Source organism: Nonomuraea sp. NPDC049624 (genome assembly GCF_040675255.1).
Taxonomy (GTDB): Bacteria; Actinomycetota; Actinomycetes; order Streptosporangiales; family Streptosporangiaceae; genus Nonomuraea.
This window is the reverse complement of the sequence record NZ_JBFAOR010000014.1, coordinates 1-24,257: the sequence shown is the minus strand read 5'-3', so window position 1 is coordinate 24,257 and position 24,257 is coordinate 1. Positions and strand designations below refer to the sequence as shown.

General features: G+C 73.1%; 26 protein-coding genes. 6 read left to right on the top strand and 20 right to left on the bottom strand.

The features are described 5' to 3' along the window. The first annotated feature begins 19 nt into the window (after positions 1–19). Positions 20–955 (top strand): NAD-dependent epimerase/dehydratase family protein, encoded by a 936-nt coding sequence (locus tag AB0J76_RS41830; protein ID WP_352329560.1) that lies wholly within the window; start codon positions 20–22, stop codon positions 953–955. Between the two features lies 1 nt (position 956). On the opposite strand, the gene AB0J76_RS41825 is transcribed toward AB0J76_RS41830, so the two are convergent. Both AB0J76_RS41825 and AB0J76_RS41820 read right to left on the bottom strand, forming a co-directional pair. Next, on the bottom strand, positions 957–1,379 hold the full coding sequence (locus AB0J76_RS41825) for a heme-binding protein (RefSeq protein ID WP_352329562.1): 423 nt from the start codon (positions 1,377–1,379) through the stop codon (positions 957–959). Positions 1,380–1,422: 43 nt separating this feature from the next. Further along, positions 1,423–2,622, bottom strand: coding sequence for an MFS transporter (locus AB0J76_RS41820; RefSeq protein WP_352329564.1), 1,200 nt, complete (start codon positions 2,620–2,622; stop codon positions 1,423–1,425). A 435-nt stretch (positions 2,623–3,057) separates the two neighbouring features. Between AB0J76_RS41820 and AB0J76_RS41815 the strand changes: the two genes are divergently transcribed. Both AB0J76_RS41815 and AB0J76_RS41810 read left to right on the top strand, forming a co-directional pair. After that, positions 3,058–4,311 carry an MFS transporter gene (locus tag AB0J76_RS41815; RefSeq protein WP_352329566.1) on the top strand — a complete coding sequence of 418 codons (1,254 nt, stop codon included), beginning with the start codon at positions 3,058–3,060 and terminating at the stop codon, positions 4,309–4,311. Continuing rightward, positions 4,308–5,777 carry an amidohydrolase family protein gene (locus tag AB0J76_RS41810; protein WP_352329567.1) on the top strand — a complete coding sequence of 490 codons (1,470 nt, stop codon included), beginning with the start codon at positions 4,308–4,310 and terminating at the stop codon, positions 5,775–5,777. Before AB0J76_RS41815 ends, AB0J76_RS41810 begins: the two co-directional genes overlap by 4 nt. Before the next feature lie 227 nt (positions 5,778–6,004). Here the strand turns inward: AB0J76_RS41810 and AB0J76_RS41805 are convergent, their stop codons facing one another. The 7 genes from AB0J76_RS41805 to AB0J76_RS41775 all read right to left on the bottom strand — a co-directional run bounded on the left by AB0J76_RS41805 (position 6,005) and on the right by AB0J76_RS41775 (position 11,574). Continuing rightward, positions 6,005–6,529 carry an RICIN domain-containing protein gene (locus AB0J76_RS41805; protein ID WP_352331150.1) on the bottom strand — a complete coding sequence of 175 codons (525 nt, stop codon included), beginning with the start codon at positions 6,527–6,529 and terminating at the stop codon, positions 6,005–6,007. 39 nt (positions 6,530–6,568) lie between these two features. Then, positions 6,569–6,769, bottom strand: coding sequence for a hypothetical protein (locus AB0J76_RS41800; RefSeq protein ID WP_352331148.1), 201 nt, complete (start codon positions 6,767–6,769; stop codon positions 6,569–6,571). Between the two features lie 153 nt (positions 6,770–6,922). Beyond that, the gene (locus AB0J76_RS41795) at positions 6,923–7,429 is read right to left on the bottom strand and encodes an HTH domain-containing protein (protein WP_352331146.1); all 507 of its coding nucleotides are present in this window, start codon (positions 7,427–7,429) and stop codon (positions 6,923–6,925) included. Then, positions 7,393–8,211: an alpha/beta hydrolase gene (locus tag AB0J76_RS41790; RefSeq protein ID WP_364392981.1), complete on the bottom strand. Its 819-nt coding sequence runs from the start codon at positions 8,209–8,211 to the stop codon at positions 7,393–7,395. Before AB0J76_RS41790 ends, AB0J76_RS41795 begins: the two co-directional genes overlap by 37 nt. A gap of 19 nt (positions 8,212–8,230) precedes the next feature. Next, positions 8,231–9,007 carry a methyltransferase domain-containing protein gene (locus AB0J76_RS41785; protein WP_352329817.1) on the bottom strand — a complete coding sequence of 259 codons (777 nt, stop codon included), beginning with the start codon at positions 9,005–9,007 and terminating at the stop codon, positions 8,231–8,233. A gap of 176 nt (positions 9,008–9,183) precedes the next feature. Then, positions 9,184–10,347 carry a cytochrome P450 gene (locus AB0J76_RS41780; RefSeq protein WP_352329819.1) on the bottom strand — a complete coding sequence of 388 codons (1,164 nt, stop codon included), beginning with the start codon at positions 10,345–10,347 and terminating at the stop codon, positions 9,184–9,186. Between the two features lie 276 nt (positions 10,348–10,623). After that, a complete protein-coding gene (locus AB0J76_RS41775) occupies positions 10,624–11,574 on the bottom strand; it encodes a LuxR C-terminal-related transcriptional regulator (RefSeq protein ID WP_352329820.1) in 951 nt (316 codons plus the stop codon). A 150-nt stretch (positions 11,575–11,724) separates the two neighbouring features. On the opposite strand from AB0J76_RS41775, the gene AB0J76_RS41770 reads away from it, so the two are divergent. Beyond that, a complete protein-coding gene (locus AB0J76_RS41770; RefSeq protein WP_352329821.1) occupies positions 11,725–11,973 on the top strand; it encodes a heavy metal-associated domain-containing protein in 249 nt (82 codons plus the stop codon). 54 nt (positions 11,974–12,027) lie between these two features. Continuing rightward, a complete protein-coding gene (locus tag AB0J76_RS41765) occupies positions 12,028–12,345 on the top strand; it encodes a transposase (protein ID WP_352329824.1) in 318 nt (105 codons plus the stop codon). Positions 12,346–12,405: 60 nt separating this feature from the next. Here AB0J76_RS41765 and AB0J76_RS41760 read toward each other — a convergent pair whose 3' ends face one another. The 9 genes from AB0J76_RS41760 to AB0J76_RS41720 form a co-directional block, all read right to left on the bottom strand. After that, positions 12,406–13,236, bottom strand: coding sequence for a hypothetical protein (locus tag AB0J76_RS41760; protein WP_352329822.1), 831 nt, complete (start codon positions 13,234–13,236; stop codon positions 12,406–12,408). Between the two features lie 320 nt (positions 13,237–13,556). Further along, positions 13,557–14,192: a TetR family transcriptional regulator gene (locus AB0J76_RS41755; RefSeq protein WP_364392976.1), complete on the bottom strand. Its 636-nt coding sequence runs from the start codon at positions 14,190–14,192 to the stop codon at positions 13,557–13,559. Positions 14,193–14,285: 93 nt separating this feature from the next. Continuing rightward, entirely contained in the window at positions 14,286–15,458 is a 1,173-nt protein-coding gene (locus AB0J76_RS41750; RefSeq protein ID WP_352330965.1) for a hypothetical protein, read from the bottom strand. Then, positions 15,455–15,964 (bottom strand): SigE family RNA polymerase sigma factor, encoded by a 510-nt coding sequence (locus tag AB0J76_RS41745; protein WP_352330963.1) that lies wholly within the window; start codon positions 15,962–15,964, stop codon positions 15,455–15,457. Before AB0J76_RS41745 ends, AB0J76_RS41750 begins: the two co-directional genes overlap by 4 nt. Before the next feature lie 94 nt (positions 15,965–16,058). After that, a complete protein-coding gene (locus AB0J76_RS41740; RefSeq protein ID WP_364392972.1) occupies positions 16,059–17,255 on the bottom strand; it encodes a hypothetical protein in 1,197 nt (398 codons plus the stop codon). Next, positions 17,252–17,776, bottom strand: coding sequence for a sigma-70 family RNA polymerase sigma factor (locus AB0J76_RS41735; RefSeq protein ID WP_352331395.1), 525 nt, complete (start codon positions 17,774–17,776; stop codon positions 17,252–17,254). Before AB0J76_RS41735 ends, AB0J76_RS41740 begins: the two co-directional genes overlap by 4 nt. 53 nt (positions 17,777–17,829) lie before the next feature. After that, entirely contained in the window at positions 17,830–18,660 is an 831-nt protein-coding gene (locus AB0J76_RS41730) for a patatin-like phospholipase family protein (RefSeq protein WP_364392969.1), read from the bottom strand. A 110-nt stretch (positions 18,661–18,770) separates the two neighbouring features. After that, positions 18,771–19,157, bottom strand: a complete 387-nt coding sequence (locus AB0J76_RS41725) for a GNAT family protein (RefSeq protein ID WP_352330706.1) — start codon at positions 19,155–19,157, stop codon at positions 18,771–18,773. Between the two features lie 62 nt (positions 19,158–19,219). Then, on the bottom strand, positions 19,220–20,209 hold the full coding sequence (locus tag AB0J76_RS41720) for a helix-turn-helix domain-containing protein (RefSeq protein WP_352330704.1): 990 nt from the start codon (positions 20,207–20,209) through the stop codon (positions 19,220–19,222). A gap of 119 nt (positions 20,210–20,328) precedes the next feature. On the opposite strand from AB0J76_RS41720, the gene AB0J76_RS41715 reads away from it, so the two are divergent. After that, positions 20,329–21,453 (top strand): hypothetical protein, encoded by a 1,125-nt coding sequence (locus tag AB0J76_RS41715; RefSeq protein WP_352330703.1) that lies wholly within the window; start codon positions 20,329–20,331, stop codon positions 21,451–21,453. Between the two features lie 60 nt (positions 21,454–21,513). Here the strand turns inward: AB0J76_RS41715 and AB0J76_RS41710 are convergent, their stop codons facing one another. Together AB0J76_RS41710 and AB0J76_RS41705 are read right to left on the bottom strand one after the other, a co-directional pair. Further along, entirely contained in the window at positions 21,514–22,455 is a 942-nt protein-coding gene (locus tag AB0J76_RS41710) for a pyridoxal-phosphate dependent enzyme (RefSeq protein ID WP_364392964.1), read from the bottom strand. Next, positions 22,452–24,257 (bottom strand): MFS transporter (locus AB0J76_RS41705; protein WP_364392961.1); only part of this gene is annotated, 1,806 nt, incomplete at its 5' end. The genes AB0J76_RS41705 and AB0J76_RS41710, both read right to left, overlap by 4 nt.

Genomic DNA, 24,257 nt, shown 5'->3' with positions numbered 1-24,257 from the left:
CCTGTGTTTGGAGAAGATCGTGTCCTTTCATGTCGTCGTCGGCGCCGGAGCCACCGGATCGGCCACCGCCCGGCTGCTGGCCGAAGACGGGCAGCAGGTCCGCCTGGTCACCCGGAGCGGCAGTGGCCCGCTCCATCCCCGGATCGAGCGTGTGCCCGCCGACGCCGGCGACGCCGCCCGGCTGGGGGAGCTGGCCGAGGGGGCCGCCGTCCTGTTCAACTGCGCGATGCCGCCCTACGACCGCTGGCCGGCCGAGTGGCCGCCGCTGGTCGCCGCGTTGCTGGACGCCGCCGGGCGCAGCGGGGCCGATTACGTCATGCTGGGCAACACCTACGGGTACGGGCCGGTCGAGGGGCCCGTCGCCGACGGGGCGCCGATGGCGCCGACCAGCCGTAAGGGCCAGGTCCGGGCGCGGATGTGGCAGGACGCCCGCGCCGCCCACGAGGCGGGCCGGGTGCGGGTGACCGAGGTCAGGGCCGCCGACTTCCTCGGCGCGGGCGCGTACTCGCCGTTCACGCTCATGGTCGGGGCGCAGGTGCTGGCCGGCGCGCCCGTCTCCTATCCCGGTGATCTGGACGCGCCGCACAGCTGGTCCTACACCGGCGACACGGCCCGCACGCTCATCGCCGCCGCGGGGAACGAGGCGTCCTGGGGACGGGCCTGGCACGTGCCCTCCACCAGCGAGCTTCCGGTGCGCGCGCTCGCCCGGCGGCTGGCCGAAGCAGCCCGGGCGCCCGAGCCGCGGCTGGGGCGCATGTCCCGGCGCGAGCTGGAGGAGATCGGGCGCACCGACTCGATCATGGCCGAGTTGCCCGAGATGTTGTACCTGTACGACCGGCCCCACCTGCTCGACGCGTCCTCGACGGTCGAGATGCTCGGCGTCGCGGCGACACCGGTGGACGACGTCCTGATGGAGATGGCCGCCGCGGCGAGGAACGTGCCGACCGCGCGATGACCTAACCCGCGAGTTCTTCCAATGCGGTGGTGGCGAAGCCGTGGTCCTGCTCGGGGGCGCCGCCGCCGAGGCCGATCGCGCCGATCAGGCGGCCGTCGCGGTGGATCGGCAGGCCGCCGCCGATGAACAGCAGCGGCCGGTCGAGCGCGGTCGGCAGGGAGTGGAACGGCCCGTCGGGCTTGACGAGGTCGACCAGGTCGGCGGTCGGGGCGTTCAGCTGGAGGGCGGTGTAGGCCTTGCGGGTGCTGGTCTCGCCGGAGATCAGCACGGCGCGGTCGTCGCGGCGGAAGGCCAGCAGATGACCGCCCGCGTCGAGGACGCTGACGCTGACCGCGACCCCGGCCGTCTCGGCGGCGGCGCGGGCGGCCGAGATCAGTGCCTCGGCGTCGGCGGTGGTCAGCGGGGTGACGGTGGTGGCGTTCATGATGATTCTCCTACGGTGAGGCGACGGACGTGCGGCCAGGACGTCAGTCGTGGACGAGAGCGGAAACCGGGACGGCGGCGCTGGCCGGTTCCCGCGCGGGCCCCCGGCGCTCCAGGACGGCGGACCAGAACGCCAGGGCGAGGGCCGCGGCGGCGAGCAGGGCGCCGACCCAGTTCGGAGCGGTGTAGCCCAGGCCCGCGGCGATGACGAGGCCGCCCAGCCAGGCCGCGAGCGCGTTGCCGAGGTTGAACGCGCCGATGTTGACCGCGGAGGCCAGCGTCGGCGCGCCGTGCGCCTGGTCGAGGACGCGCTTCTGCAGCGGCGGCACGGTGGCGAAGCCCAGCGCCCCCACCAGGAAGATGCTCACGGCGGCGGCGACCTTGTCGTGCGCGGTCAGGGTGAACAGCGCCAGCACGACCGCGAGGCCGCCGAGGGTCGTGTAGAGCAGGGGCATCAGGGCCCGGTCGGCGAACCGGCCGCCGAGCAGGTTGCCGAGGAACATGCCGACGCCGAACAGCACGAGCAGCCAGGTGACCGCGTCGGCGGAGTAGCCGGCGACCTGCGTCATCATCGGCGCGACGTAGGTGATCGCGGCGAAGACGCCGCCGAAGCCGAGCACGGTCATCGCCATCGCGAGCAGCACCTGCGGGTTGCGGAACGCCGTCAGCTCCGGGCGCAGGCGGGTGCCTTCGGGCCGGGGGACGGCGGGCACGAGCACGGCGATGCCGAGCAGGCCGACCAGGCCCAGCACGGCGACGAGCGCGAAGGTGGTGCGCCAGCCCACCGCCTGCCCGATGAAGGTGCCCAGCGGCACGCCGACGATGTTCGCGACGGTCAGGCCGGTGAACATGGTGGCGATGGCGCCGGCCTTCTTGTGCGGGGCGACCAGGTCGGCGGCGGCCACCGAGCCGATGCCGAAGAACGCGCCGTGGGCCATCGAGGCCACGATCCGGCCGCCGAGCATGACGCCGAACCCGGGGGCCAGCGCGGACACCAGGTTCCCGATCACGAACAGGCCCATCAGCACGAGCAGCATCGTCTTGCGGCTGATCCTGGTGCCGAGCACCGTCATCAGCGGCGCGCCGATGACCACGCCGATCGCGTAGCCGGTGACCAGCAGGCCGGCGGTGGGGATGGAGACACCGTAGTCGCCGGCGATCTCGGGCAGCAGGCCCATGATCACGAACTCGGTGGTGCCGATCCCGAAGGCCCCGATGGCCAGGGCGAGGAGTGCGAGAGGCATCGCGCGACCCTTCTTACTATTGCCACTGCTTCTTGCAGGCTTCGACAATAGTTGCACACGCGCTATAAAGGCAAACGCTGGCATTCGGCTTGGGCGCGTCGATCTCGCGGGGTCCCGGCGCCTGGGGGAGGGGCGAGGGGCCGCCGGCCGGGCGTCCGGACTGGAGCTGGGCGCTACAAGGGACGGGTGCCGCAGCGCGGCAGGCGGACCATGAGGGGCAGGCTGGCGCGGGAGCCGGCACTGAGCTCCTGGGACGTTCCGGGGGCTCATCGCCTGGACCCGGATGGAGCCCCGCCGAGGCGTTCACCACCGGCGGACAGATCTTGGTGCAATTGCACCGCCGACCGCTCCGACTTCATGATTCTGCACGAAGCACTCCCGGGTGAGGTGGTGGAGGGTTGCTGGAACATTGATCTAGCTCCTGGAGGCCTGTGAATGGGACTCGCCGAAGGCACCCACACCTTGGCGCCCGCGCACGTACGTAAAACGGCTACCGTCACTGTCGGCCTGCTCATGGGCGTCTGGGTGATCGACTATGTCGATCGGGTGATGATGGCCGTCGCGTTGCCGTTCATCGGCGAGGAGTTCGCCCTCACCAAGACCGAGCAAGGCTGGCTGATCACCGCCTTCTCCCTGGTCTATCTGCTGTGCCAGGTGCCGGGTGGCATCCTCGCCGACAAGTTCGGCGCCCGCCGCCAGCTCATGGTCTCCATGCTGCTCTGGTCGGTCTTCACCGCGCTCACCGGGATCGCCTGGGGCCTGGCCTCCCTCCTCGTCATCCGTGCTCTCTTCGGCGTCGGCCAGGGGCTCTTTCCCGGCGCGTCCTTCAAGGCCATCGCGGAACGCACCACCCCCGCCATCCGCGCCACCGCCGCCGGCGCCATGCTCGCCTCCAACCAGCTCGGCGCCGGAGTCGCCCCGCTCCTCGTCGCGCCGCTCATCCTCGCCCTCGGCTGGCGCCACACCTTCTGGGTCACCGCCGCCGCCGGCGTCGCCATCGGCGTTCTGCTGTGGAAGCTGCTGCCCAAGGCGCTGCCCGCTCACCTCAACGGCTCCGACGTCGTTCAGGACGAGGGGACCAGCCTCGGCACCGTCATGCGCTCGCCGTCGGTCTGGAAGTTCGCCGCCCTCTTCTGCACCACCAACATGCTCGGCTACGGCCTGATCACTTGGGTGCCCAGCTACCTGCTGGAGGAGCGCGGCATCTCCCTCATCAACACCGGTGTCATGTCCGCCATCCCCGGCCTGGTCGCGTGCGCGACCGCCTTCCTCGGCGGCTGGCTGTTCGACCGCTTCTTCCACGACAGGGCCCGGCTCTACGTCATTCCCCTGCTCCTGGTCACCGCCGTGCTCCTGGTGCTCATGCTGATGGCTGACTCCGCTGTCGGGTTCACCGTCTACCAGACGCTCGCCATGGGCGTGGCGGGCCTTTCCACCATGGGCATCCTCGGCATGCCCGTGCGCGCCCTGCCGCCCGCCTTCATCGGATCCGGCATGGGCGTCGTCAACGTCGGCGGCCAGATCGCCGGCGTGCTCGCCCCCGTCCTCATGGGCTTCCTGGTCGACCGGTTCTCCTACACCGCTGCTTTCGGCCTGCTCATCGCCACCACCGTCCTCGGCGCGCTGATCGCGTTGATCGTGCCCCAGCGCCCTGAGCAGTTCAGCCTCGGAACGAAGGAGCTCGCGTGACGACGTACGATCTGGTCCTCACCCGCGGCCGGGTCATCGACCCCGAGACCGGCCTGGACGCCGTACGCGACGTCGGCGTCAGCGGCGGGGTCATCCAGGCCGTCTCCGACCAGCCGCTCGACGGCGTCACCACCGTCGACGCGACCGGCCTGGTCGTCAGTCCGGGCTTCATCGACCTGCACAGCCACAGCATGGACGTCGCCGGCCACCGCCTGCAGGCGCTCGACGGCGTCACCACCGTCCTGGAACTCGAGGCCGGCGCCTACCCGGTCGCCGCGGCCTACCGCAGGGCCGAGATCGAGGGCAGGCCCCTCAACTACGGCTTCGCCACCTCCTGGGCCGTGGCCCGGATGTCCGTCCTCCTCGGCCTCGACACCAGCGGCGACCTGGACGACTTCCTCGCCAACATCGGCCGCGAGGAATGGCAGCGCGCCGCTCCGCGGAATGTCATCGACCGCATCGTCGGCATGCTGGAGCGCGACCTCGGCGATGGCGCGCTCGGCATCGGCATCCTCATCGGCTACGCGCCCCGCGTCGATCCCTCCGAGTACCTCGCCGTGGCCGCCCTGGCCGCCCGCGTCGGGCTGCCCACCTACACCCACGCCCGCGAACTCGTCGAGATGGATCCCACCACTCCCGTCGACGGCGCCGAGGAGGTCGTCCGCGCCGCCGCCGAGACCGGCGCGCACATGCACTACTGCCACGTCAACAGCACCTCCATCCGCCATGTCGACCGCGTGCTCGGCCTGGTGGAGAAGGTCCGCGCCGAAGGCTCGCGCGTCACCACCGAGGCCTACCCCTACGGCGCGGGCATGACCGGCGTCGGCGCGGCCTTCCTCGCCCCGGAGCTCCTTCACCGGCGCGGGCTGACCCCGCACTCCATCGGCCTGCTCGGTGCCGAGGGCCGTGTCCCCGACGCCGACACCCTGCGTCGAATCCGCGAGAGCGAACCCGGCTCGGCGGCCTTCGTCCACCTGCTCGACGAGGATGACCCCGCTCAGTTCGACTACATCCAGCGGGCCCTCACCTTCACCGACGCCGCTGTCGCCACCGATGCCGTCCCCCTCCTGTGGCGCTCGGGGACGCCCGACCCGCTGTCCTGGCCGCTTGGGCCGGACGCCGTCACCCACCCTCGTACGGCCGGCACCTACGGCCGGACGCTGCGCAGGCTCGTCCGGGAGAACGGGGTCCTGTCACTGCCCGAGGCCGTGCGCCGGTGCACGCTCGTCCCCGCCGACGTGGTGGGCTCAGGTGTTCCGGCGATGCGGCGCAAGGGTCGTGTTCAGGCGGGCTGCGACGCCGACCTGACCGTTTTCGCCCCCGAGACCGTCAGCGACCGTGCCACCTACACCGAGACGGTCAGGCATTCATCCGGGTTCGTCCACGTTCTTGTCGGCGGTCAGTTCGTCGTCCGTGACGAGCATCTGGTGCCGACCGCCCTGCCCGGGCGCGCTGTCAGAGCCTGACGCCCGGTCCGGGGCGTCCACCGGAGCCTTGGCCTCGGGGTCGAGCAGGCCCAGCCGGGTGCGGGCGACCTGCGCGAGGACGGCAGGGGCCCGTCTCATTTCTGCGTGTGCCAGGCTCGCCTCCCTCGACGGGGAGCGCGAGCCTGGTCTCGGAGTCCGCGACCTCGGGAGCTCACGTCGTGCCGGTCGGCGCGGGCGTCGCCGCGGCCCCCGTTCTCGCGGCCGGGTCAGTGCTTGCGGACGTGCCAGACCTGCTCAGGGGCGTTGCCCCCGTAGCAGCGCCACTGGATGGCGATGGTCCCCTTGACCTTGCTGCCCTCTCCGATCGCCAGGCATCGGCCGGAGGCCAGATTCTTGATCCGCGCCGCCTTCGTTCGCCAGACCTGCTCCGGCGCCTTGCCCCGGTAACACGGCCACTGAATGGCCCGCTTGCCCTCCCTGCTGGTCCCGTGGGCGATGGCCAAGCACTGTCCGGATACCGCGTTCCGGAAATTCACGCCGCCCTCGGAGTCCTTGACGACGTACCAGCGCTGGCGCCTGGAACCGTCGCAGGGCCACTGGATGACCGGGGCGCCGTTCTTCTTCACTTCGGTCGCGGCCACGGTGAGACACTGGCCGGACGCGCCGTTGACGAGCTTCACCCCCTTCACCGACGCGGCCTGAGCGGGAGAGGGAAGCAGAACGGCTCCCGCGACCACGGTCAGCGCTAACGCGCGAAGACGAGACATGTCATCCTCCATCTTCTTGATCAAGAATGAAGGGGACAGTTTAGTGGCCGCTGCCGGGCGCGCTCAGGGGGTTTCTTGCCGGGCCTGGTTCGCCTTCGCGTTGGACTGCCGCATCAGCAGATCGGTCGCCAGTTCCACCTCCACCTCGACCCGCCGCAACGCCCGCAGCGCGTCGCCCAGGTCGGTGAGGTCATCGTCCAGGGCCGCGGCGGCGTCCCGTACGGGGCGGAGAACGTCGGGGATGCTCTGGCGGTGCTCGTCCATGATGTGACGGTATGACACCGGCGGCCGGGTCGTCACCAGCGACCTCGGCCCCGGCCCGTCAGCGCATCGCGCTCAGGGCACGTTCGATCTTCTCGCTCGGACAGGGCGTCGTCCTGCTGCCGAGCCTCCTTGATCGACGTCGTGGGGCGGACCCTACCCGGCGGAGGAGGGCCGCGCGGTGTCGGATCCGGGGCGTCGCTCCCGGTGCCTGGCCAGCATCTGGCCGCCGACGTCGACATAACCGACGAACAACCCGATCACGTCCCGCAGCCGCTCCTGCGCGGGTCCGGGGTGCACCAGCGCCTCGCCCTCGCGCAGCGCGGCGATCAGGGTCCTGGCCCGCGCCTGGCTCGCCTCCAGCAGCGACTCGATCCCCCCGGTGGCCTCCACCAGGAGCCGCCGGCTGCCGGGCTGCGGGATCACCTTGGCCAGCCCCCAGGAGTCGAGCTGCCGTACGGCGGTGCTCACCGCCCCCTTGCTCAGCTCCAGCTCGGCGGCGATGGTGTCGAGCGAGATCGGCTGCTCGGTGAGGAGCAGCAGCCCGTAGACGCGCCCGGTCGCGTGCGGCAGGTTCCACGAGGCCAGCAGGTCGCCCACCGAGGTGACGAACGTGTGCCGCGCGCTCATCGCCGCGCCCGCCCCGGCGCCGGGAGCGTGCACAGGAACGCCTCGATCGCCTCGTTGACCGCCCGCGGGTCGTCCTGGTTGGCGATGTGGCCGGCCCCGGGGACGACGATCTCCTCGACGCCTTCGGCGCGGGCCCAGGCGGGCATGGCCGAGGCGATGTTGCCGGTGGTGTCCCGCTCGCCGCGGATCAGGCACAGCGGCACCGGCGTGCGGTAGCCGGGGTCGGGGGAGAGGAAGTCGACGGTGGCCCGCCACACCTGCACGAACTCCTTCTTCGGCACCTGGCCGAAGGCCCGCCGGGCGTCGTCCCGGGCGGCCCGGGTGGTCGCGGAGGCGTCGGCCATCAGCCGCGGCAGCCTGCCGGCGGGGATCATCGTCAGCATCGGCGCGGCCGCCCTGAGCAGCAGGCGGTCCCGCCGGGACAACGGCGCCGTGTTCGGCGTGGCGCCGATGACGACCAGCGCGCGGGCGAGGCCGGGGTGCCGCCGCACGACGGCCTGGCTGAGGTTGCCGCCGAGGGACTGCCCCACGAGCACCGGCCGGTCCAGCGCCAGGTGCTCGACCAGCGCGCGCAGGTCGGCGATCGCCTGCTCGGCGGTGAAGCGCACGCCGGCCGGGCGTGAGCGACCGTGGCCGCGCAGGTCCCAGGTGACGACGCGGTACCCCCGGGCCCGCAGGTGGCGGGCCTGGGCGTCGAACATCACGTGGTCGGCCCCGGCGCCGTGCGAGAACACCACCGGCACGCCGCCGCCCCCGCTGTCGGCGTAACGCAGGTCGCAACCCCGCAGGGAGAGGACGGACGGCAGATTCACCATATTCTGAATATAGCGAACCTCAGGCGGGACGGGCGACGTACAGGATCCGGTCGTGGGCCTCCTCGTCGGCCGGGTCGCGCACCGTGGTGCCCACCAGCCCGTGGGCGGCCACCACGCGCAGCCCGGCCAGCTCGGCGGCCCGGCGCACCGTACGGTCGGAGTGGTGGCGCTGCACGTGCCGCATCGACAGCCGCTCCCAGCCCGCGCCGGCCCGTTCGAACAGGTCGAACTGGGTGATCACCATCTCGTCGGCCTCGATCCGCGGCGAGTGCGCGAACCAGGCCACGTACCGGTCACCGCGGTCGGCGACCACCGGGACGCCGAACGTGCGCCGGTAGTAGCCGATGGTGTTGAGGTCGAAGACCACCAGCCCGCCCGGGGTGAGCCGGTCACGCGCCGCGGCCAGCGCCTGTCGCAACTGGCCGGCGCTCGTCAGGTACGTCAGGGGCACGTCCACGCAGGCGACCACGTCGAAGCTGGACAGTTCGGGCGGAGGGCTCAGGAGTGATCCGACCAGGAACGGGATGCCGTCGGCGCCCGGTCGCCGCCGCGCGGTCGCCGCCATCGCCGGGGACAGGTCGTAGCCGGTCACCTCGAACCCCCGCTTCTTGAACGCCGTGCTGCTGCGGCCGGTGCCGCAACCGGCGTCCAGCAGCCGCCGCCCCCCGCCGCCGTGCCGCTCCACCGCCTCGGTGAAGCGGTCCACCAGCGCCTCGGTGTCCATCTGCGCGTTCAGCTCGTCGTAGCGGGCGGCGACGCCTTCGTAGGCCGCCAGGGTCTCCTCGACATGCGACATGCGTGCCTCCTGAACGGCCGGCGGGCCGGGTGACCGCGCCGGGCCCTCGGCCCGGCGCGGCCGCTCGGACTCGGTTACCAGATGTACCAGGCCTGCCGGTTGACCCGGCGGCCGGTGACGCGGCGCAGCAGCTTCCTCATGGGGGATCACCTCCTTCCTCGACGAACCGCTGGTGGTCAGGTCTGGCGTGCCGTGCGGCGCAACCGGAAGGGCGGGGGCGTGATGATGCCCTCGACGTGCGGCCGCCCGGTGCCGCCGCGCACCTCCAGGCGGGCGTGGTCGGTCAGGGCGGCCAGCAGGTCGGTGGCCAGCGCCTGGGCGACGCCCGCTCCCGCGCAGGTGAACGGGCCGCCGCCGAAGGGCAGGTAGGGGCCGCGGGGCTCGGGGCCGTCCCAGCGGCCGGGCCGGAACGTGGAGGCCCGCGGCCAGTGCCGCTCGTCGCGGTGGAGCAGGTAGGGGCAGACGGACACGCTGTCGCCCGGCTCCAGCGGCACGCCGCCGACCTGGTGGGCCCTGCGCACCGGGCGGCCGAGCAGCCAGGCCACCGGCCACAGCCGCAGCGACTCGCGTACGGCCGACTCGGGCGGCACGGCGGCCAGGTCGACGCCGTGGGCCGCCGCCGACAGCAGCGCCCAGGCCACCGCGTGGCCCACCGGCGCGATCGAGGTGCGGAAGAGCAGCAGGTACACCTGCGCCACGTGCTCGGCGGGCGTCTCGGGCGGGGTGGCGCCCAGGACGGCGTCCAGCAGGTCGCCGGGCCGCGCCGCGCCCGCCTGCTCGCTCCGCCGGGCGCGCGCCTCGGCGGCGACCGTCCGCACGACGCGGGCCCACAGGGCGCGCCGCGACAACCGCGCGAGCCGGCCGGCGGGACGGATCAGCACCTCGCGCCGCACGACGTGCGCCATCAGCTCCCGCAGAGCGGGCGGGCTGTCCGGCCGCAGCAGGGCGTCGGCCAGGAACCGGTGCACGGCGGCCCGCCCGGCCGACGGCCACTCGCTGACCTCGCCGAGCTCCGCCACGACCGCGGGCAGCCGTTCGCGACGGGCGGCCACGTGGGCGCGCAACGTCGTGCGGGCCGCCCGGCCGATCGCCACCTGCGTCGCCCGCGGCCCGAGCAGCCCGCCGCCGACGTGGAAGAACCCGGACACCTCGTCGTAGTCGCCCGCCTCGTCGTGCAGGATCCGCAGGGCCTGCGCGGGGTCGGCCACGCACAGCGACCCGTCGTCGGGCAGGCGGAACACCGGCCCGCGCGCGTCCGCCGCCCGCTCCACGAACCCCAGCGGGTCGCGACGGTAGTGCCGCGCCGCGCCGCGCGGCCACGGGCGCTCCTGTTCGGGCACGATCCGATCCGGTTCTCCGACCGTCGTCATCCCACCTGCCCCATGCCATCCGTGAATCGGGTGTACACGCAGGCGGCGCAGGCGCGCCCCCCAGGAGAACGGTGCCGCACGGCCGCCCCGGCCGGACGCCACGAAAACCAGGAACAGCGGCAGTGTACAGGCCGGGTCCCGGCACGCCGGTGGCCAAGTGATCAATGGGATCAGCGTGATCACATTGACCAATGTCACCGGCGTGCCGAGCCCGTCACCTCCGGGTCGGGCGGGTGTCTCCCCGGCTCAGATCCAGCCGAGCTTGGCGGCGCGGACGCCTGCCTGGAAGCGGCTGTCGGCGCCGAGCTGGGCGGTCAGCTCGGCCACGACCCTGGTCACCGTGCGGTTCGAGACGCCCAGGGCGCGGGCGATGGCGTCGTCCTTGGCGCCGGTGGCCAGCAGGCGCAGCACCGCGCGCTGCTGCTCGTTGAGCTCTTCGCCGTCGGCCGCCCTGGGGACGTCGCCCGGTTCCGAGGCGGTCATCCAGCAGTAGTCGAACAGGGCGGCGTAGGAGGCGACCAGCCCGCGGCCCTCGATGAGCATCGCGCCCGCCATGAGGTCGCCGGGCATCACCTCGACCACGGCCAGCTCGCGGTCCAGCATGATCAGCCGTACCGGGACGAACGGCATGGTGCGCACCTCGACCCCGCCCTCCAGCATGCCCTGGACGTGCTCGCGCACCGCCGGCTGGGCCAGCTGGCTCTGGGCGTGCATGATGCGCACCCGCACGCCGCGGGCCACGGCGCCGACGTCCTCGGCGCGGGAGTCCCGCAGCCGTTCGGGCTCCCAGGCGTGCGGCATGTGCATGCCCATGATCTCCTCGCGGGCCCGTTCCGTCGCCGCCCGCAGCTTCACGCGCAGGGCCTCCACGTTGGAGCGGGGGAAGAACTCGACGCGGGCGTCCTGGGGGTCGCCGTCCAGGCGCAGGTAGTGCTCGGTGAGCTCCCTGGAGGCCGCCCGCTGCTCGGCGAGCATCCCGAGCAGCTCCTCGCCGCCGAGCAGCATGCGGCTGAGCGCCGCCATCGCGTCGACGGCGATCTCGGCGCCGGGGTTGAGCAGGCCGAGCCGGGTCAGCCGGTCGCGTGCCCGGTCGACCTCGGCGCCGCGCAGCCCGAGGCCGGCGGCGGCCGCGCCGAACGACTCCCGGTGCCGGCGCATGCGCGTGTACACCCGCCTGGCGGTGGCCTCGTCGCTCACGTGCCTCTCCTGTCCGCTTCCCGCCATGGCGGGAAGGGGAAGTCGTTTTCGCTGTCGTCGCCGCTCGCCGTGCGGCAAGCTCAGAAAAGGGTACGGCGTGGTGAAACGGACCCCATACCCAACCCCTGTACGGCACTTCCGGAGGACTAAATGATCACCCTTGTCCACGGCCTCGTCACCTACGGCATCCCCGACCTGAACACCGGGAGCTGCGCCACCTGTGTGGAGGCGGTGAAGCGGGAGCTGGCCCTGATCCCGGGGGTGGTGGGCGTGGACGTGAACCTGGCGGCCGGCCGGGTGAGCGTGCTCACCGAGGGCCCGGTCGAGGAGAGCTTCATCGTGGCGGCCATCGAGGACGCCGGCTGCGAGACCGACCGCTTGCCCGGCTGGCGTTCCTAGGGCGGGTTTGAGAACCCTGTCGCGTTGATCGCACTGCACCGGGATGATCTCGGTGTGGCGCGTGGGGACTTGAGTGATGCGCAGTGGGCGGTGCTGGAGCCGTTGTTGCCGGTGGCGGCAACGGGCCGACCGGCGTCGTTCCAGCGCAGGCTGATCGACGGGGTCCGGCATCGCGTGCGGACCGGTGTGCCCTGGCGTGACCTGCCCGAGGAGTACGGTCCATGGCAGACGGTGTACTCACTGTTCCGGCGCCGGCAGCGTGGGGGCGTGCGGGCGGCGCGGCGACGGTCCACAGCTTGTGCCCGTGGCCGCGACCAGACGGCCGGGCGGAGACGTCTACTTGGCCACCGAACAGATCGCGGCGACGGGTGAGTGGCTGTGATCCCCGGCGACCGGTTCCGCTGTCATGCCGGCCACGCCGGCCTCGAACGCCTACTCGAAGTCGATCTGGGCGGTCGGGTGTGCGGCGGTGATCCGGTCGCGGACCGCCCCTGGGAACAGGTTGCCGTACAAGTTGGCCACCGCCAGATCGGGGAGCGTGTCGAAATCCGCCGGCAGGTCGTTGAGCTGATTGAACCTCAGGTCGACGATCCGCAGCCGACGAAACGTCCCGATCCCGGCGAAGTGCTCGGGCTTGAGCTTCAGGCGCTTGGTGTTCCGCTGCCACCGGCTGATCCGGAGCTCCTCCAGTCCGGGCAGCTCCATGGCGAACAGCTCCCGCAGGAAATCATGCGACGGCAGGGGCGTGCCAGTGCGGCGGCTTTCTCCGCCGAAGCCGAGGACCCGCAGCGCGGGCAGGCGGCCGAGGTCGGGCAGCGGGTCGCGCAGCAGACCGAGGCTGTCGCCGAGGTCGAGCTCTTCGAGGCGGGTCAACCGCAGCAGGCTGTCGGGGACGGTGTCGAAGTAGTTGCCGCTCAGGTCGAGCCGGCGCAGGTTCGGGAAGGTGGTGACGGCCTCGGGGAAGGTCCGCAGGAAGTAATGACTCCCGCCGGTCATGGACACCTCCTCGACGGCGGCCAGCCCGTGCGCGGAGTCGGGGAACACGACGTCGGTCCCGTCGGCGACCAGCTTGCGCAGCGCGACCAGGTCGCCGAAGGCGTCCGGCAGGACGAACCGCGTCACCTCCGGCAGGTTCCACTCCGACCCCGACTCCGACTCTACGGAGACGGACAGATAGGAGATGTCGAGTTCCTCCAGAGCGGTGAGCCGGCCGATGGCGGCCGTCGGGACTGTGACCCCGGCGGGCGCGGTCAGGCGCGCCACACGGCCGTCGCGGCCTCGCGAGCACGCGCTCGAGTGCGCGCTGCCCGGCGCCGAGGTCGAGCCCGACCGCGTCGGGACGGCGGGCGACGAACCGCCGCACGGTGTCGTCCATGACCAGGGAGCGGTGGGCGATGCCCACGACGGGGCTGGCCGAGAGCTGGAACCGGGCGGCGTCCAGGTCGAGTCTCGCGGCCAGGTCGTAGGCCGTCCGGTCGCGCAGGATCGGGTGCTCGGCCCGGTAGTCGAGCGCCTTGCCGGCCAGGGTGAGCCAGAGCGTGTTCTCCAGCGGCGTGAGGCCGGGGAGGGGGATGGTCATCGTGTCAGTCCTCTTCCTGTGGTGAGTCGTCGAGGGCGGCCCGGGCGGCCTTGAGGGCGGCGTCGTCGGTGAACAGCCCGTGGGTGTAGAGCTCCAGCGTGGGCAGCGCGAGGCGGCGCAGCACGTCGGGCCCGAACTGCTCGTGGCCCAGCGCGCGCGCCAGGGACGGCGGCATGGTCAGCGTGGCCACGCTGTTGAGCACGGTCAGCACCGCCAGCGCCCGCACGTCGGAGGACGGCCGCATCGAGCCGTCGGCGATCCCGGCCCGCAGGACCTGCTCCGACTCCTCCACCAGCGTCTCGACGAACGTGGCCGCGGCGGGTGTGTCCTCCTCGATCGCGCGCAGCATGTACCGCACCTGGAGGCGGTACTCCTCCGGGTTGGACAGGTACTCGCGGAAGAGGTCCTGCATGCCGCTCGGGCGGGCGCGGCCGGCGCGCCGGACCAGGATGCCGAGCACGTGGTCGTCGCAGGCGCTCCGGAGCTTCTCCTTGCTGCCGAAGTGGTGGATGACCAGGGCGGGGCTCACCCCGGCGGTCGCGGCCACGGCGCGCAGGTTGGTCCTGGCGAAGCCGTCACGGGCGAAGTGCGCGATGGCCGCGTTGCGGATCTTGGCCTGAGCGGTCAGGTCTGAACACATGTTCAGTAGACTAAACACATGTTCAGTGGCTGGCAAGCGGCACGGGAAAGCCCCGTGCCCGAGTGGGCACGGGGCTCGGGGCCGACGACGGAGCTAGTTCCGGCGGGTGAGCACCCACTGCCAGGTCTCGTCGCCGCCGCGGTCGCGGCTGCCGGTGAGCTGGATCATCCGCTCACCGTCGGCGCTCGCCAGCGCCAGGCCGTTGTCGAACTCGTTCTTGCACGCGCCCGCGCAGCCCAGCACCACCACGTTCTCGTTGTCGGCCCAGGCCAGGTGCTGCAGCACCAGCTGCCGGCCCGGCACCGACGGCGGCAGGTCGCGGTCCAGCACCAGCCTGCCGTCGGGCGAGACCTTCGACCAGCCCGAGTAGTCGATGTACCGGTCGCCGGCCGGGCCGTCGCGGCGGGCGCCGTCGAGGCCGAGCCACAACCTGTCGGGCATGGTGTCGGTGGGCTCCCAGAGCATGGACCCGTCCAGGCTCCAGCCGAGGTCCTGGCGCGCGTTCATGTTCCCGGGGTTGCCGTCGCGGTCCAGCGACGGCAGCGGGTGGTAGGCGGCCTGGCCGGTGGCCACGTCGATGACGTAGTAGCCGATCCGGGGCTGGACGAACTCCTCGACGGTGTAGGAGTTCTTGTCCATCTGCTTGCGGCTCCGCTCCGGGTACTGCGAGTACGCCGTGGCCAGCACCCTGGTGCCGTCCGGCGACCAGACCAGCGAGCCGACGTCGTGCTCCAGGTCGATCCAGGCCAGGGCCTGCCGGGTGTTCATGTCGACGATCCCCACCCGCCTGCCGATCCGCTCCCCCTGGAGCACCGCGGCGAGCTGGAGCCCCGGCGCCACGTCCAGCCAGGCCCACGGCGTCTTCTCGTAGCCGTCGGAGCGGGGGTCGTACAGGTGCCAGGTGCGCCGCACGCGCTCGCCGCCGCCGGGCGTCTTCTCCAGCCAGGTGGTGAAGTAGGCGGAGACGGCCACGTCCCCCGCCGCCACGAACTTCTTCGGCGGCGCGTTCTCGACGTCGGCACGCACGTCCGTGGACGTCACCGAGGGGCGGACGGGCACGGTGACCCCGTTCGCCGGGCGTACGGTCGTGCTTCGGCCGTGCAGCCCGACGGCCAGCACCGCCACGACGACGGCCAGCCCGGCGGCCAGCGCCACCGCCATGACCGGCGGCCGGGCATGCCGCCGTAGCGCCCGGTCGGCCAGGTCGTGCGGCAGCCGCACCTCGTCGGCCCACTCCTCCATGGTGTCGCGAAGCAGCCGGTTCATATGGTGACCTCCAGTTCCGCAGCCAGTTCCGGGGCGATCTGCCGCAGCCGGGCGAGCGACCGGAACGTGGTGCTCCGCACCGTGCCGACCGAGCAGGACAACAGGGCGGCGATCCGGTCCTCCGGCAGGTCCTCGAAGTAGCGCAGCACCAGCACGGCGCGCTGCCTCGGGGTGAGCCGGGCCAGGGCGGCGCGCAGCACCATGCGCAGGTCGCTCTGGTGCGTGCCGTCGGCCCCCGGCCGGTCGGGCAGCTCCGCCTGGACCACCTCGCCGCGCCGCCCGATCGCGCGCCACCAGTTCACCTGCTGCCGGTACATGATCTGCCGGACGTACGCCTCGGGGGCGTCCACCTGCCGCCACCTGGCCGCCAGCTTGGCCAGCGCCGCCTGCACGAGATCCTCCGCCGCGTGCTGGTCGCCGCCGCTGAGCATGAAGCCGAGCCGCATCAGGGCAGGCGAGCGCGCAGAGACGAACTCGCGGAAGCCTTGCTCGTCCGCAGGGTCCACGACCACCTCCAAACGTGTGAATGACACCCCTGAGACGCGCGCGGGGCACTCCCGCTATGCCTGTCCGGCCGGACGATTCCCGGGCCGCCCACGTTCAGCGGCCGGCCGCCTTCAGGTCGATCACCACCTGGGTGTCCTGCGCCGTCCGGAACCAGACCACGTCCTCCTGGGTGTGCAGCGTGGGCGGGGCCTTCTCGCCCCGGCGCGTCGGCACGGGGAAGAGCAGGCCGGTGCGCCCGGCGGCGACGTCGTGCAGGGCCAGGGAGCGGCCGCCGCCCGCGCCCCCCTGGTGGAGCAGGACGAAGCGGCCGGAGATGAGCGTTGTCGAGGCGTTCCCCGGCAGGTCGCGGCGGTCCGTCCCGTCGCGCCGCCAGGCCGTCGTCACATTGATGCACCACACCGGGCCGCAGTCGGTCCACGACGAGCGCTTCCTGGCCGCGACCGCGTTCCTGGACCGGCCGGTGAGCACGTTCTTCAGGTGCTCCAGCGGCCGGGCGACGGGATGGTCGACCCCCGGGTCGCGCACCGGCCATCCGGCCCACGGCCACTCGACCAGGTAGTAGCCCTTCGTCCCAGTGATCAGGGACACGTTCCCGCCCTTGAGCGGGGCCCGGTAGACGCCGCCGTCGGGGGGCGACCACACGGCCATGCCGCCCGCGACGGCCAGCTTCCTGATCCCGCTGTAGGAGTTGTCGCTGGACAGCACGGCCCTCAGTGCCGCGATCCGCTGCGGCACGCCCCCGGCGACGGGCACCGCCCAGATCTCCGACCGGTCGTCCCGGACGGCCGACCACACCAGGTAGCCGTCGCCGAAGACCAGCGGCTCGTTCGCGACCTTGACGTCCTGCAACTGCGCGACCTGGGTGAACGCGCGCTTGTCGAGGTCGTACGACCAGATGCCGTCGAGCCGGTTGCCGGTGAGCCCCCGGCCGGCCACCACCCGGTCGGCGACGAACACGTCCGGCAAGAAGACCCGGCCGCCGGGGCCCGTCACCGGGATCTCGTGCACCGCGCCCGGCCACACCTGCCGGACCGGCGGCGACAGGCGGCCGGCGGCCGCCGCCGGCGGGGCCGCGGCGGACGGCGGCGCGGAGCCGATCGTCCGGGTCCCCAGGACGGTGACGCTCACCACGGCGGCGGTCGCGGTCGCCACCGCCACCGGCGCCCACCACCAGCGGGCCGCCACCCGCCCTCGGCACGGCGACGGCGCGGCCCTCGGCAGCCCGTCGTCCTGCACGGTCTCGGCCCTGGCCGCCATCGCGTCCCTGAGCCGGTCCTCGATCGTGGTCATGCTCGGCCTCCCAGCTCGCGCTCAAGCCGCTCCAGGGCTCTGGAGGCGGTGGACCGTACCGTGCTCTGCCGCAGGCGCGTCGCCTCGGCGATGTCGGCGTCGGACAGGTCGAGGTAGTAACGCAGGACGAGAACCTCGCGCTGCCGTGCGGGCAGGCGGCTGAGCGCCGCCAGCATCTCCTGCCGCGCCTCGCCCAGGAGCGCGGTCGTCTCGGCCGAGTCCACCGGGTCCTCCCGCCGCCGCAGGAACGCCCGGGCGGCGACACTCCGCCTGCGCAGCAGCGAGCGTGCGGCGTTCAGCACGCAGACCCGCACGTACGGCAGGGTGAGGGTTGCCGGGCTCTTGCCGTGCAACCTGGAGAAGACGTCCTGGACGACGTCCTCCGCGCTCTCCCGATCGCCCACGAGCAGCAGGGCCAGGCGGACGAGGGCGAGCCGGTGCTCCCGGTACAAACCGGCCACCACCGCGTCGGCGGCGCCGGCCGGCGGCGGGGACGCGCGGGCGACGATCTCAACATTCATGCATAGGGAACGCGCGCCCGCCCCGATCCGCTGCGCGCCGGGCACGCCCCGGTTCAGGCCGGGGCGGAGCGGCCCGGCAGGTACGGCCCGACCAGGTCGGCGACCCCGGCGGACTGGCGGCGTCCCTCCAGGTAGACCCGCCCCCACCGGCTCCGGTCGCCGAGGTCCGGGCCGAACGCCTCCAGCGCCGCCCGGTCGGGCACGATCCGCACGCCCCGCTCGACCTCCGGGCCCGGGAACAGGTGCCCGAGCGGCTCGACCAGGACGATCGCGCCCGCGCCCGCGGCGAAGTGCGCGTTGGACCCGCCGCCGAGCGCACCGTCCATGTACCGGCGGGCGCCGACGGTGATCGGGACGGCGTGGCCGGGCGCGGCGCTGCTGGCGGCGACGGCGGCGTGCAGCGGGACGCCGCTGTCACCGCCCCAGACCACCGGCTCGCCGCTGACGGCGTCCACGGCGGTGATCAGCAGCGGGCGGGCGGGCCAGGGGCCGGTGCCGACGAGCCGTCGCATGGCGGTCAGGTGGTCTTCCTCCGGCAGCGCGTCGGCCTCCAGGGCGAGCGCGCCGGCCTGGCGCAGCGCCTCCCGCGGGTCGGCGCCGGGCGCGTTGAGGATCTGCAGGACGCGGGGCATCACGGTCGGGTCCCCGGCCCGCCGGCCCGGAGGCGCGGGCGGCAGGTCGGCGAGCTCGTCCAGGTCTCGTCCGGTGGCCAGGGCGGCGGCGGTGATCGCGCCCGCCGAGGTGCCGACGAGCAGGTCGGCGTCCGCGAGCTCCACGCCCGCCGCGCGCAGGCCCGCCGCCAGACCGAGCAGCCAGGCCGTGCCCACCGGACCGCCCGGCCCCAGGACGACGGCGACGTCGGCGGCGCTCGCTGTGAAGATCATGCCCCGATGCTACAAGGCCGCGTGCGGCCCGGGTCGTGCCGATTCGTCCGGACCGGCGCGGGGGCTGCCGGACAATCGGCCGGTCACCGAGACCGGGACCCCGCCTGGCTTCACGAGGCCGGCTTCCACTCCTCGGCCAGGAGCCCGAGCAGCACCTGGTCCAGGAACTCGCCCATCACCCAGGCGGAGGAGCGCAGCACGCCCTCGCGGACGAACCCGTTGCGCCCGGCCGCGCGCAACATCGCGACGTTGTCCGCCAGCGTCTCGATCTGCAGCCGATGCAGGCCGCGCAGGACGAAGCCGTAGTGGCACAGCACCGCGACCACGTCGGTGTCGTCCACCACGAGCCGCGGGTCCTTCGTGCCGGGCGCGACCGGCCGCCACGGACGGTTCCCGGCCCGCGAGGAGTAGACCGGGTCGTCGTAGAGCTCGGCCCGCAGGATCGGGATGTCGTCCTCGTGGCGGGCCCGGAGCCCGACCTTGCTCCCCTTCAGCACCCGAGCTTCCTATCCGTCCGGACCGCGTCGGCGCAAACGATTTCGCGTCGGCGGGACGGCGGTCAGGCGTCCACGTCGCACCAGCCGCGGCGCGCCGCGAGCAGGCCGGCCTGGAAGCGGGTACGGGCGCCGAGCCGGTCCATCAGCTCGCTGACCCGGCGGTGCACCGTGCGCAGGCTCACCCCGAGCTGGCGGGCGACCGCCTCGTCCTTGAGCCCGGCCGCGAGCAGCGTGAACAGCTCGGGGTCCGGCAGGTCCGCCGGGCGGGAGCGCGCGTCGTAGAGCGGGAGCGGCAGCGCCGTCCGCCACAGGACCTCGAACAGGGTGACCAGCGCGTCGAGCAGCGACGAGGAGTGCACGATGACCGCGCTGCCGGAGTGGGCCGAGGCGTCGGCGTTCAGCGGCAGGATGGCGGTCCTGCGGTCGGCGATGGCCAGCTTCATGGGCACCTCGGGGCTCACCCTGGCCTGCTCCCCGGCCGCCGCCGACTCCTGGGCGAGACGGAGCTTGCCGGGGATCTCCAGGGCCGAGGCGTCGTAGATGCCGCGCACCACGAGGCCGTGCGCGAGGCGTTCCATCTCGGGGGCGTTCTGCTGGGAGGGGTCCTGGGCGTACGGGGGCCGGTCGAGCACCAGGAGCTCCTCGGTCGCGGTCTGCTGCAACTGGGTGAACCGCTGCACCACGGCCGCCTGCCCCTGGACGACCTCGACCAGCTCCTCGGGGGCCAGGTTCTCCGTCCGCGGCGTCTCGGCCAGCAGCGCGAGCGCGGCCAGCCTGGCCTGGGCCAGCCCCTCCTCGCGGCGGGAGATGAGGGCGGCCACCGCCACGTCGGGCCTGGTCGGCACGTACCGGACGGGGCGGCCGGCCATGCGGCTGACCAGGCCGAGCGCCTCCAGCCGGGAGCACGCCCGGCGCAGGGCCACGGTGCTGCGGCCGGTGTGCGTGGCCAGCTCGGGCAGCGTGGTGCGCGGCCGGCGCAGCAGGGTGCGGTAGATCTGCTCGTCCTCGGCGTCCACGCCGACGGCGGCGAGGGCGTTGTCATCCGCGTTCATGATCGAACAGTGTGTCAGATACCTGCCATGGCGTGAACCAGCCGCGGGCAGACCTAGCCTGAGCATCGAATTCACCGATAGGAACGAACGCGTACCAGATTCCTGTCGGGGAGGCAGTGTTGAAGAAGGCGTTCACCATCGGGCTCGCGACCGCGCTGACGGTCTTGTCCGCCGCCACGCCCGCCATGGCGAGGACCTCCAGTGAGGGTTTCGACGGCTCGGGCTGGAGCCGGCCGGTCTGCCAGACGGTCGCCGGTGACGGCTCCGTGACGTACGCGTGGAACGACGGCAAGAAGATCGCGTCCACCAGCAAGGTGCTCGGCCCGGTCGTCTACACCACCGGGCTGGTCGCGCTCGACCGGCCGAACCAGTTGCTGGCCATGTCCAACAGGCAGTTGCTGGCCTCCAAGGACGCGGGTTGCACCTGGAACGTGGCCGGCGAGGTCAAGGGCTCCTACATCGAGCTGGTCGCCGCCCGGGGCGGCCGGGCCTACGCCTGGGACCGCGACGGCAACCTGGCGCTCGCCACGCCCGAGGGCGTCACGCCGCTCAGCGGGCCGGGCGGCGACCTGATCGGAATCGGCGTGGACCGGGGCGACGGCGACCGCCTGCGGGCGTCCGACCTGCAGGGCCAGCTGCACGAGTCGCGGGACGGCGGGCGCACCTGGCAGCCCGTCGGGGTGCCGGCCTGGTCACCCAGCGACACCCGCATGTCCTACACGGCGGTGTTCGACCCCCAGGACCTGGACCACGTGGTGCTCGGCGCCTCCGACACCGGCGCCCGCGTCACCTTCGACGGCGGCCGCACCTGGACCTCGGCCGCGGGGCTGGCCGGGAGCGGCGAGCGGGTCAACGTGTTCAGCGCCGCGATCTCCCCGGCCGCCGGGAACGTCGTGTGGGCGATGGGGCTCAACCTGGCGGAGCTGGACGCCGGCGTGCCGTCCGGCGGCCGGCACATCTACCGCTCGGACGACGGCGGCCGGAACTTCACCCCCGCCGTGGACCAGGACGCGGTGGTGACGATCCCCAACGGGCCGCTGCTCGCCCCGCACCCGAAGGACGCGGACGTCCTCTACTTCGACTTCGGGACCGGATGGTCGGCGATCGGCACGGACATCTACAAGTACGAGTCCCGCAAGGACCGCGTCACCGTCAACCACAACGCCTACGACCGGGTCACCTCGATCGCCTTCAACCCCGCGCACCCGAGCGTGATGTACCTGGGGGTCTCCGAAGAGGCGTAGCGGCCGTCCCGCCCTCGCGTCCCATGGGACCGCAGCCGTCATGGGACGCGAGGGCGGGCGTCACTCCGCCTGCCGGGCCGCCGGCTGGAGGGCGGGCGCCACGTTGCCGCCGGAGATGATCGCCACGACCGGCCCCTCGGGCAGAAGCGCCTGATGGGCCAGGTAGGCGGCGGTGGTCACGGCCCCGCTGGGCTCGGCCCGCTCGCCCAGCCGGTGCCACAGCAGGTCGGCGGCGGTGTCGATGTCGTCCTCGCGAACGGTCAGCATGTCGTCGACGTGCCGCCGGATGTGCTCCCAGGCCAGTTCGCCGAGGACGGGGCCGCGCAACCCGTCGGCCCGGGTGCGGTAGGTCAGCTCCACCGGCCAGGCCGTCCGGCTGCCGCTGCGGAAGCTGGCCGCGCCGTCGGCGGCGAGCTCGGGCTCGACGCCGATCACGGTGATCGCGGGGTCGGCGGCCTTGGCCGCCACCGCGACGCCGGCCAGCAGGCCGCCGTTGCAGACGGGCACCAGGATCGTGCCCGCCTCCGGCAGGTCGAGCGCGATCTCCGCCCCGGCGCTGCCGTGCCCGGCGATCACGTCGAAGTCGTCGGAACGCACGACGGTCGCACCGAGATGGTCGGCCAGCGCCAGGCAGGTGATCTCGCGCAGCGCCGGCGGCACGATGACCACCTCGGCGCCGAGCCCGCGGGCGGCCTCCACCTTGAGCTCCGGCGCGGTGTCGGGCAGGACGACGGTGGCCCGCAGGCCGTGCCGGGCGGCGGCGTAGGCGATGGCCTGGGCGTGGTTGCCCGAGGACTGGGCCACGACGTGCGTGATGCCCCGCCCGGCCAGCCGGGCCACCGCGTTCGCGGCCCCGCGCACCTTGAACGAGGCGGTGGGCTGCCGGTTCTCGGGCTTGAGCCACAGGCGTTCGCCGGGCAGCCGCAGCAGCGGCGTGCGCCGGACGAACGGGGCGATGCGGGCCGCGGCGGCCCGCACGTCGGACGCGGATACCAAGGTCATCCGTTCAGCACCTTCTCCTGGATCGCGTTCAGGTCGGCGGCGGCCTCCGAGGGCGGCGCCGCGTCGGGGATGAGGTCCTCGATGTGGTGCAGCTGCCGGTGACGCAGCCCGAGCAGGCCCCAGATCACCAGCAGGACGCCGCTGGCCAGCAGCACCGCCGCGCCGCCGCCGCCGGGCCGTGATGTCAGCGGCTCGGCCCATTCGGCCAGCGGCCCGGCCGACAGGAAGCCCAGCGGCTGCATGGCCGTGGCCAGCATGACGTTCACCGCCAGCACCCGGCCCTGCAGATCCGGGCCCACCTTGGTCTGGATGACCGACAGCCAGTGCGCGTTGCCGATGCTCATGCAGGCCAGCCGGACGAACAGGCCGACCGCGACCAGCCCCACGACCGGCCACGCGCCCATCAGGACGACACCGACCCCGGAGCCGATCACGAAGGCGATCATGCCGGTCGCCCGGCGGCGGCTGCCGCCCCACACCAGGATCACGCCCGTGCCCACCGCCACGCCGAGACCTCCGGCGGCCGTCACCACGCCCAGGTCGGCCGAACTGCCGATGGACAACACGATCGGGGTGATGAGCACCCACATCAGCGCGGTGCAGAAGTTGACCACCGCGAAGAAGACCGCCATCACCAGCAGCGGCCGCCGCCGGCGGATGAAGCGCCATCCGCCGCTCAGCGCGGCCCGGAAGCTCTCCTCACGCCGGTGGAACAGCCGGTCGGGGAACCTGACGGCGAGCAGCGTGCCCACGCCGATCGCGAAGGTGGCCACGTCGATGGAGATCACGGCCGACAACCCGAACAGGCCGATCAGCGCGCCGCCCGCGAGCGGCGCGACCACGTTGCCCGCGCCGAACCCCAGGTTGGCCATGGCGTTGGCCTGCGGCAGGTACGGCTTGGGCACCAGCTGCGCGATCGCGGCCAGGTAGGCGGGCTGGTGGAACGCCGTCACCATCGAGGTGACGGCGACGACGAGACAGACGTTCCACAACTCCAGCCGGCCGGTCGCCATCAGCAGCACCAGCGCCCCCATCGCCAGTCCGGACAGGGCGTCGCAGGCGAGCATGATCCGCCGCCGGTCCACCCGGTCGGCCAGCGCGCCGCCCAGCGGGGTGAGCAGCACGGCCGGGATCTGCGCCAGCATCGTGACCAGCGCGAGGTCCAGGATCTCGCCGCTGCGCTGGTAGGCCCAGATGCCCAGCGCGAAGGCGCTGAGCGCGTTGCCCACCGCCGACGCGAACTGCCCGCCGGCGACGGTGTAGAAGGAGCGCAGGCCGGTCCGGTCCGGCGCGCGCACCGGATCCGGGAGCTCACCGCCCGACCAGCGCCGTAGCTGGTCGAACAGCAGGGCGGCCAGCGGCTCGGCCTGATGACGCAGGAAGTAGTGACCGGCCCTGGGCAGCACGACGTGCGCCACTCTCGACGCGAAGGCCCCCCATTCGGCGTAGCGCTCCTCGTGCAGCTGGGTGGCCCGGTCCCGCTCGCCCACCAGGCACAGGATCGGCGCGGCCAGTCGCGGGCCGTCGGCGGCCAGCTCCCGGGTGAACCACTCCTGCGCCTGCGTGGAGTCGTGGCGCATGGCGCGCACCGCGGTCGCCTTGGCGGCCTCGTCCATGTCGTCGAGCAGGCCGCCCGAGGCGCGCAGCGCGTCGCGGAACAGCCGGTCGGAGACCAGACGGTCGCCGCGGAACAGCTTCCTGGCCAGGCCGGGCAGCCGTGCGGCCGGGAAGCTGGCGGCGGCGATCACGCCCAGCACGGGCACGCCGTCGGACTCCAGCTTCCGCGCGAGCGCGACGGCGGG

What these genes read in the sequence shown, in the direction of transcription:
- AB0J76_RS41800 (WP_352331148.1), bottom strand. Translation starts at nt 6,769, where the DNA reads ATGGACGAGCACCGCCAGAGCATCCCCGACGTTCTCCGCCCCGTACGG.
- AB0J76_RS41820 (WP_352329564.1), bottom strand. Translation starts at nt 2,622, where the DNA reads ATGCCTCTCGCACTCCTCGCCCTGGCCATCGGGGCCTTCGGGATCGGC.
- AB0J76_RS41750 (WP_352330965.1), bottom strand. Translation starts at nt 15,458, where the DNA reads ATGAACCGGCTGCTTCGCGACACCATGGAGGAGTGGGCCGACGAGGTG.
- AB0J76_RS41755 (WP_364392976.1), bottom strand. Translation starts at nt 14,192, where the DNA reads ATGTGTTCAGACCTGACCGCTCAGGCCAAGATCCGCAACGCGGCCATC.
- AB0J76_RS41720 (WP_352330704.1), bottom strand. Translation starts at nt 20,209, where the DNA reads ATGAACGCGGATGACAACGCCCTCGCCGCCGTCGGCGTGGACGCCGAG.
- AB0J76_RS41815 (WP_352329566.1), top strand. Translation starts at nt 3,058, where the DNA reads ATGGGACTCGCCGAAGGCACCCACACCTTGGCGCCCGCGCACGTACGT.
- AB0J76_RS41770 (WP_352329821.1), top strand. Translation starts at nt 11,725, where the DNA reads ATGATCACCCTTGTCCACGGCCTCGTCACCTACGGCATCCCCGACCTG.
- AB0J76_RS41730 (WP_364392969.1), bottom strand. Translation starts at nt 18,660, where the DNA reads ATGATCTTCACAGCGAGCGCCGCCGACGTCGCCGTCGTCCTGGGGCCG.
- AB0J76_RS41735 (WP_352331395.1), bottom strand. Translation starts at nt 17,776, where the DNA reads ATGAATGTTGAGATCGTCGCCCGCGCGTCCCCGCCGCCGGCCGGCGCC.
- AB0J76_RS41790 (WP_364392981.1), bottom strand. Translation starts at nt 8,211, where the DNA reads ATGGTGAATCTGCCGTCCGTCCTCTCCCTGCGGGGTTGCGACCTGCGT.
- AB0J76_RS41710 (WP_364392964.1), bottom strand. Translation starts at nt 22,455, where the DNA reads ATGACCTTGGTATCCGCGTCCGACGTGCGGGCCGCCGCGGCCCGCATC.
- AB0J76_RS41825 (WP_352329562.1), bottom strand. Translation starts at nt 1,379, where the DNA reads ATGAACGCCACCACCGTCACCCCGCTGACCACCGCCGACGCCGAGGCA.
- AB0J76_RS41785 (WP_352329817.1), bottom strand. Translation starts at nt 9,007, where the DNA reads ATGTCGCATGTCGAGGAGACCCTGGCGGCCTACGAAGGCGTCGCCGCC.
- AB0J76_RS41740 (WP_364392972.1), bottom strand. Translation starts at nt 17,255, where the DNA reads ATGACCACGATCGAGGACCGGCTCAGGGACGCGATGGCGGCCAGGGCC.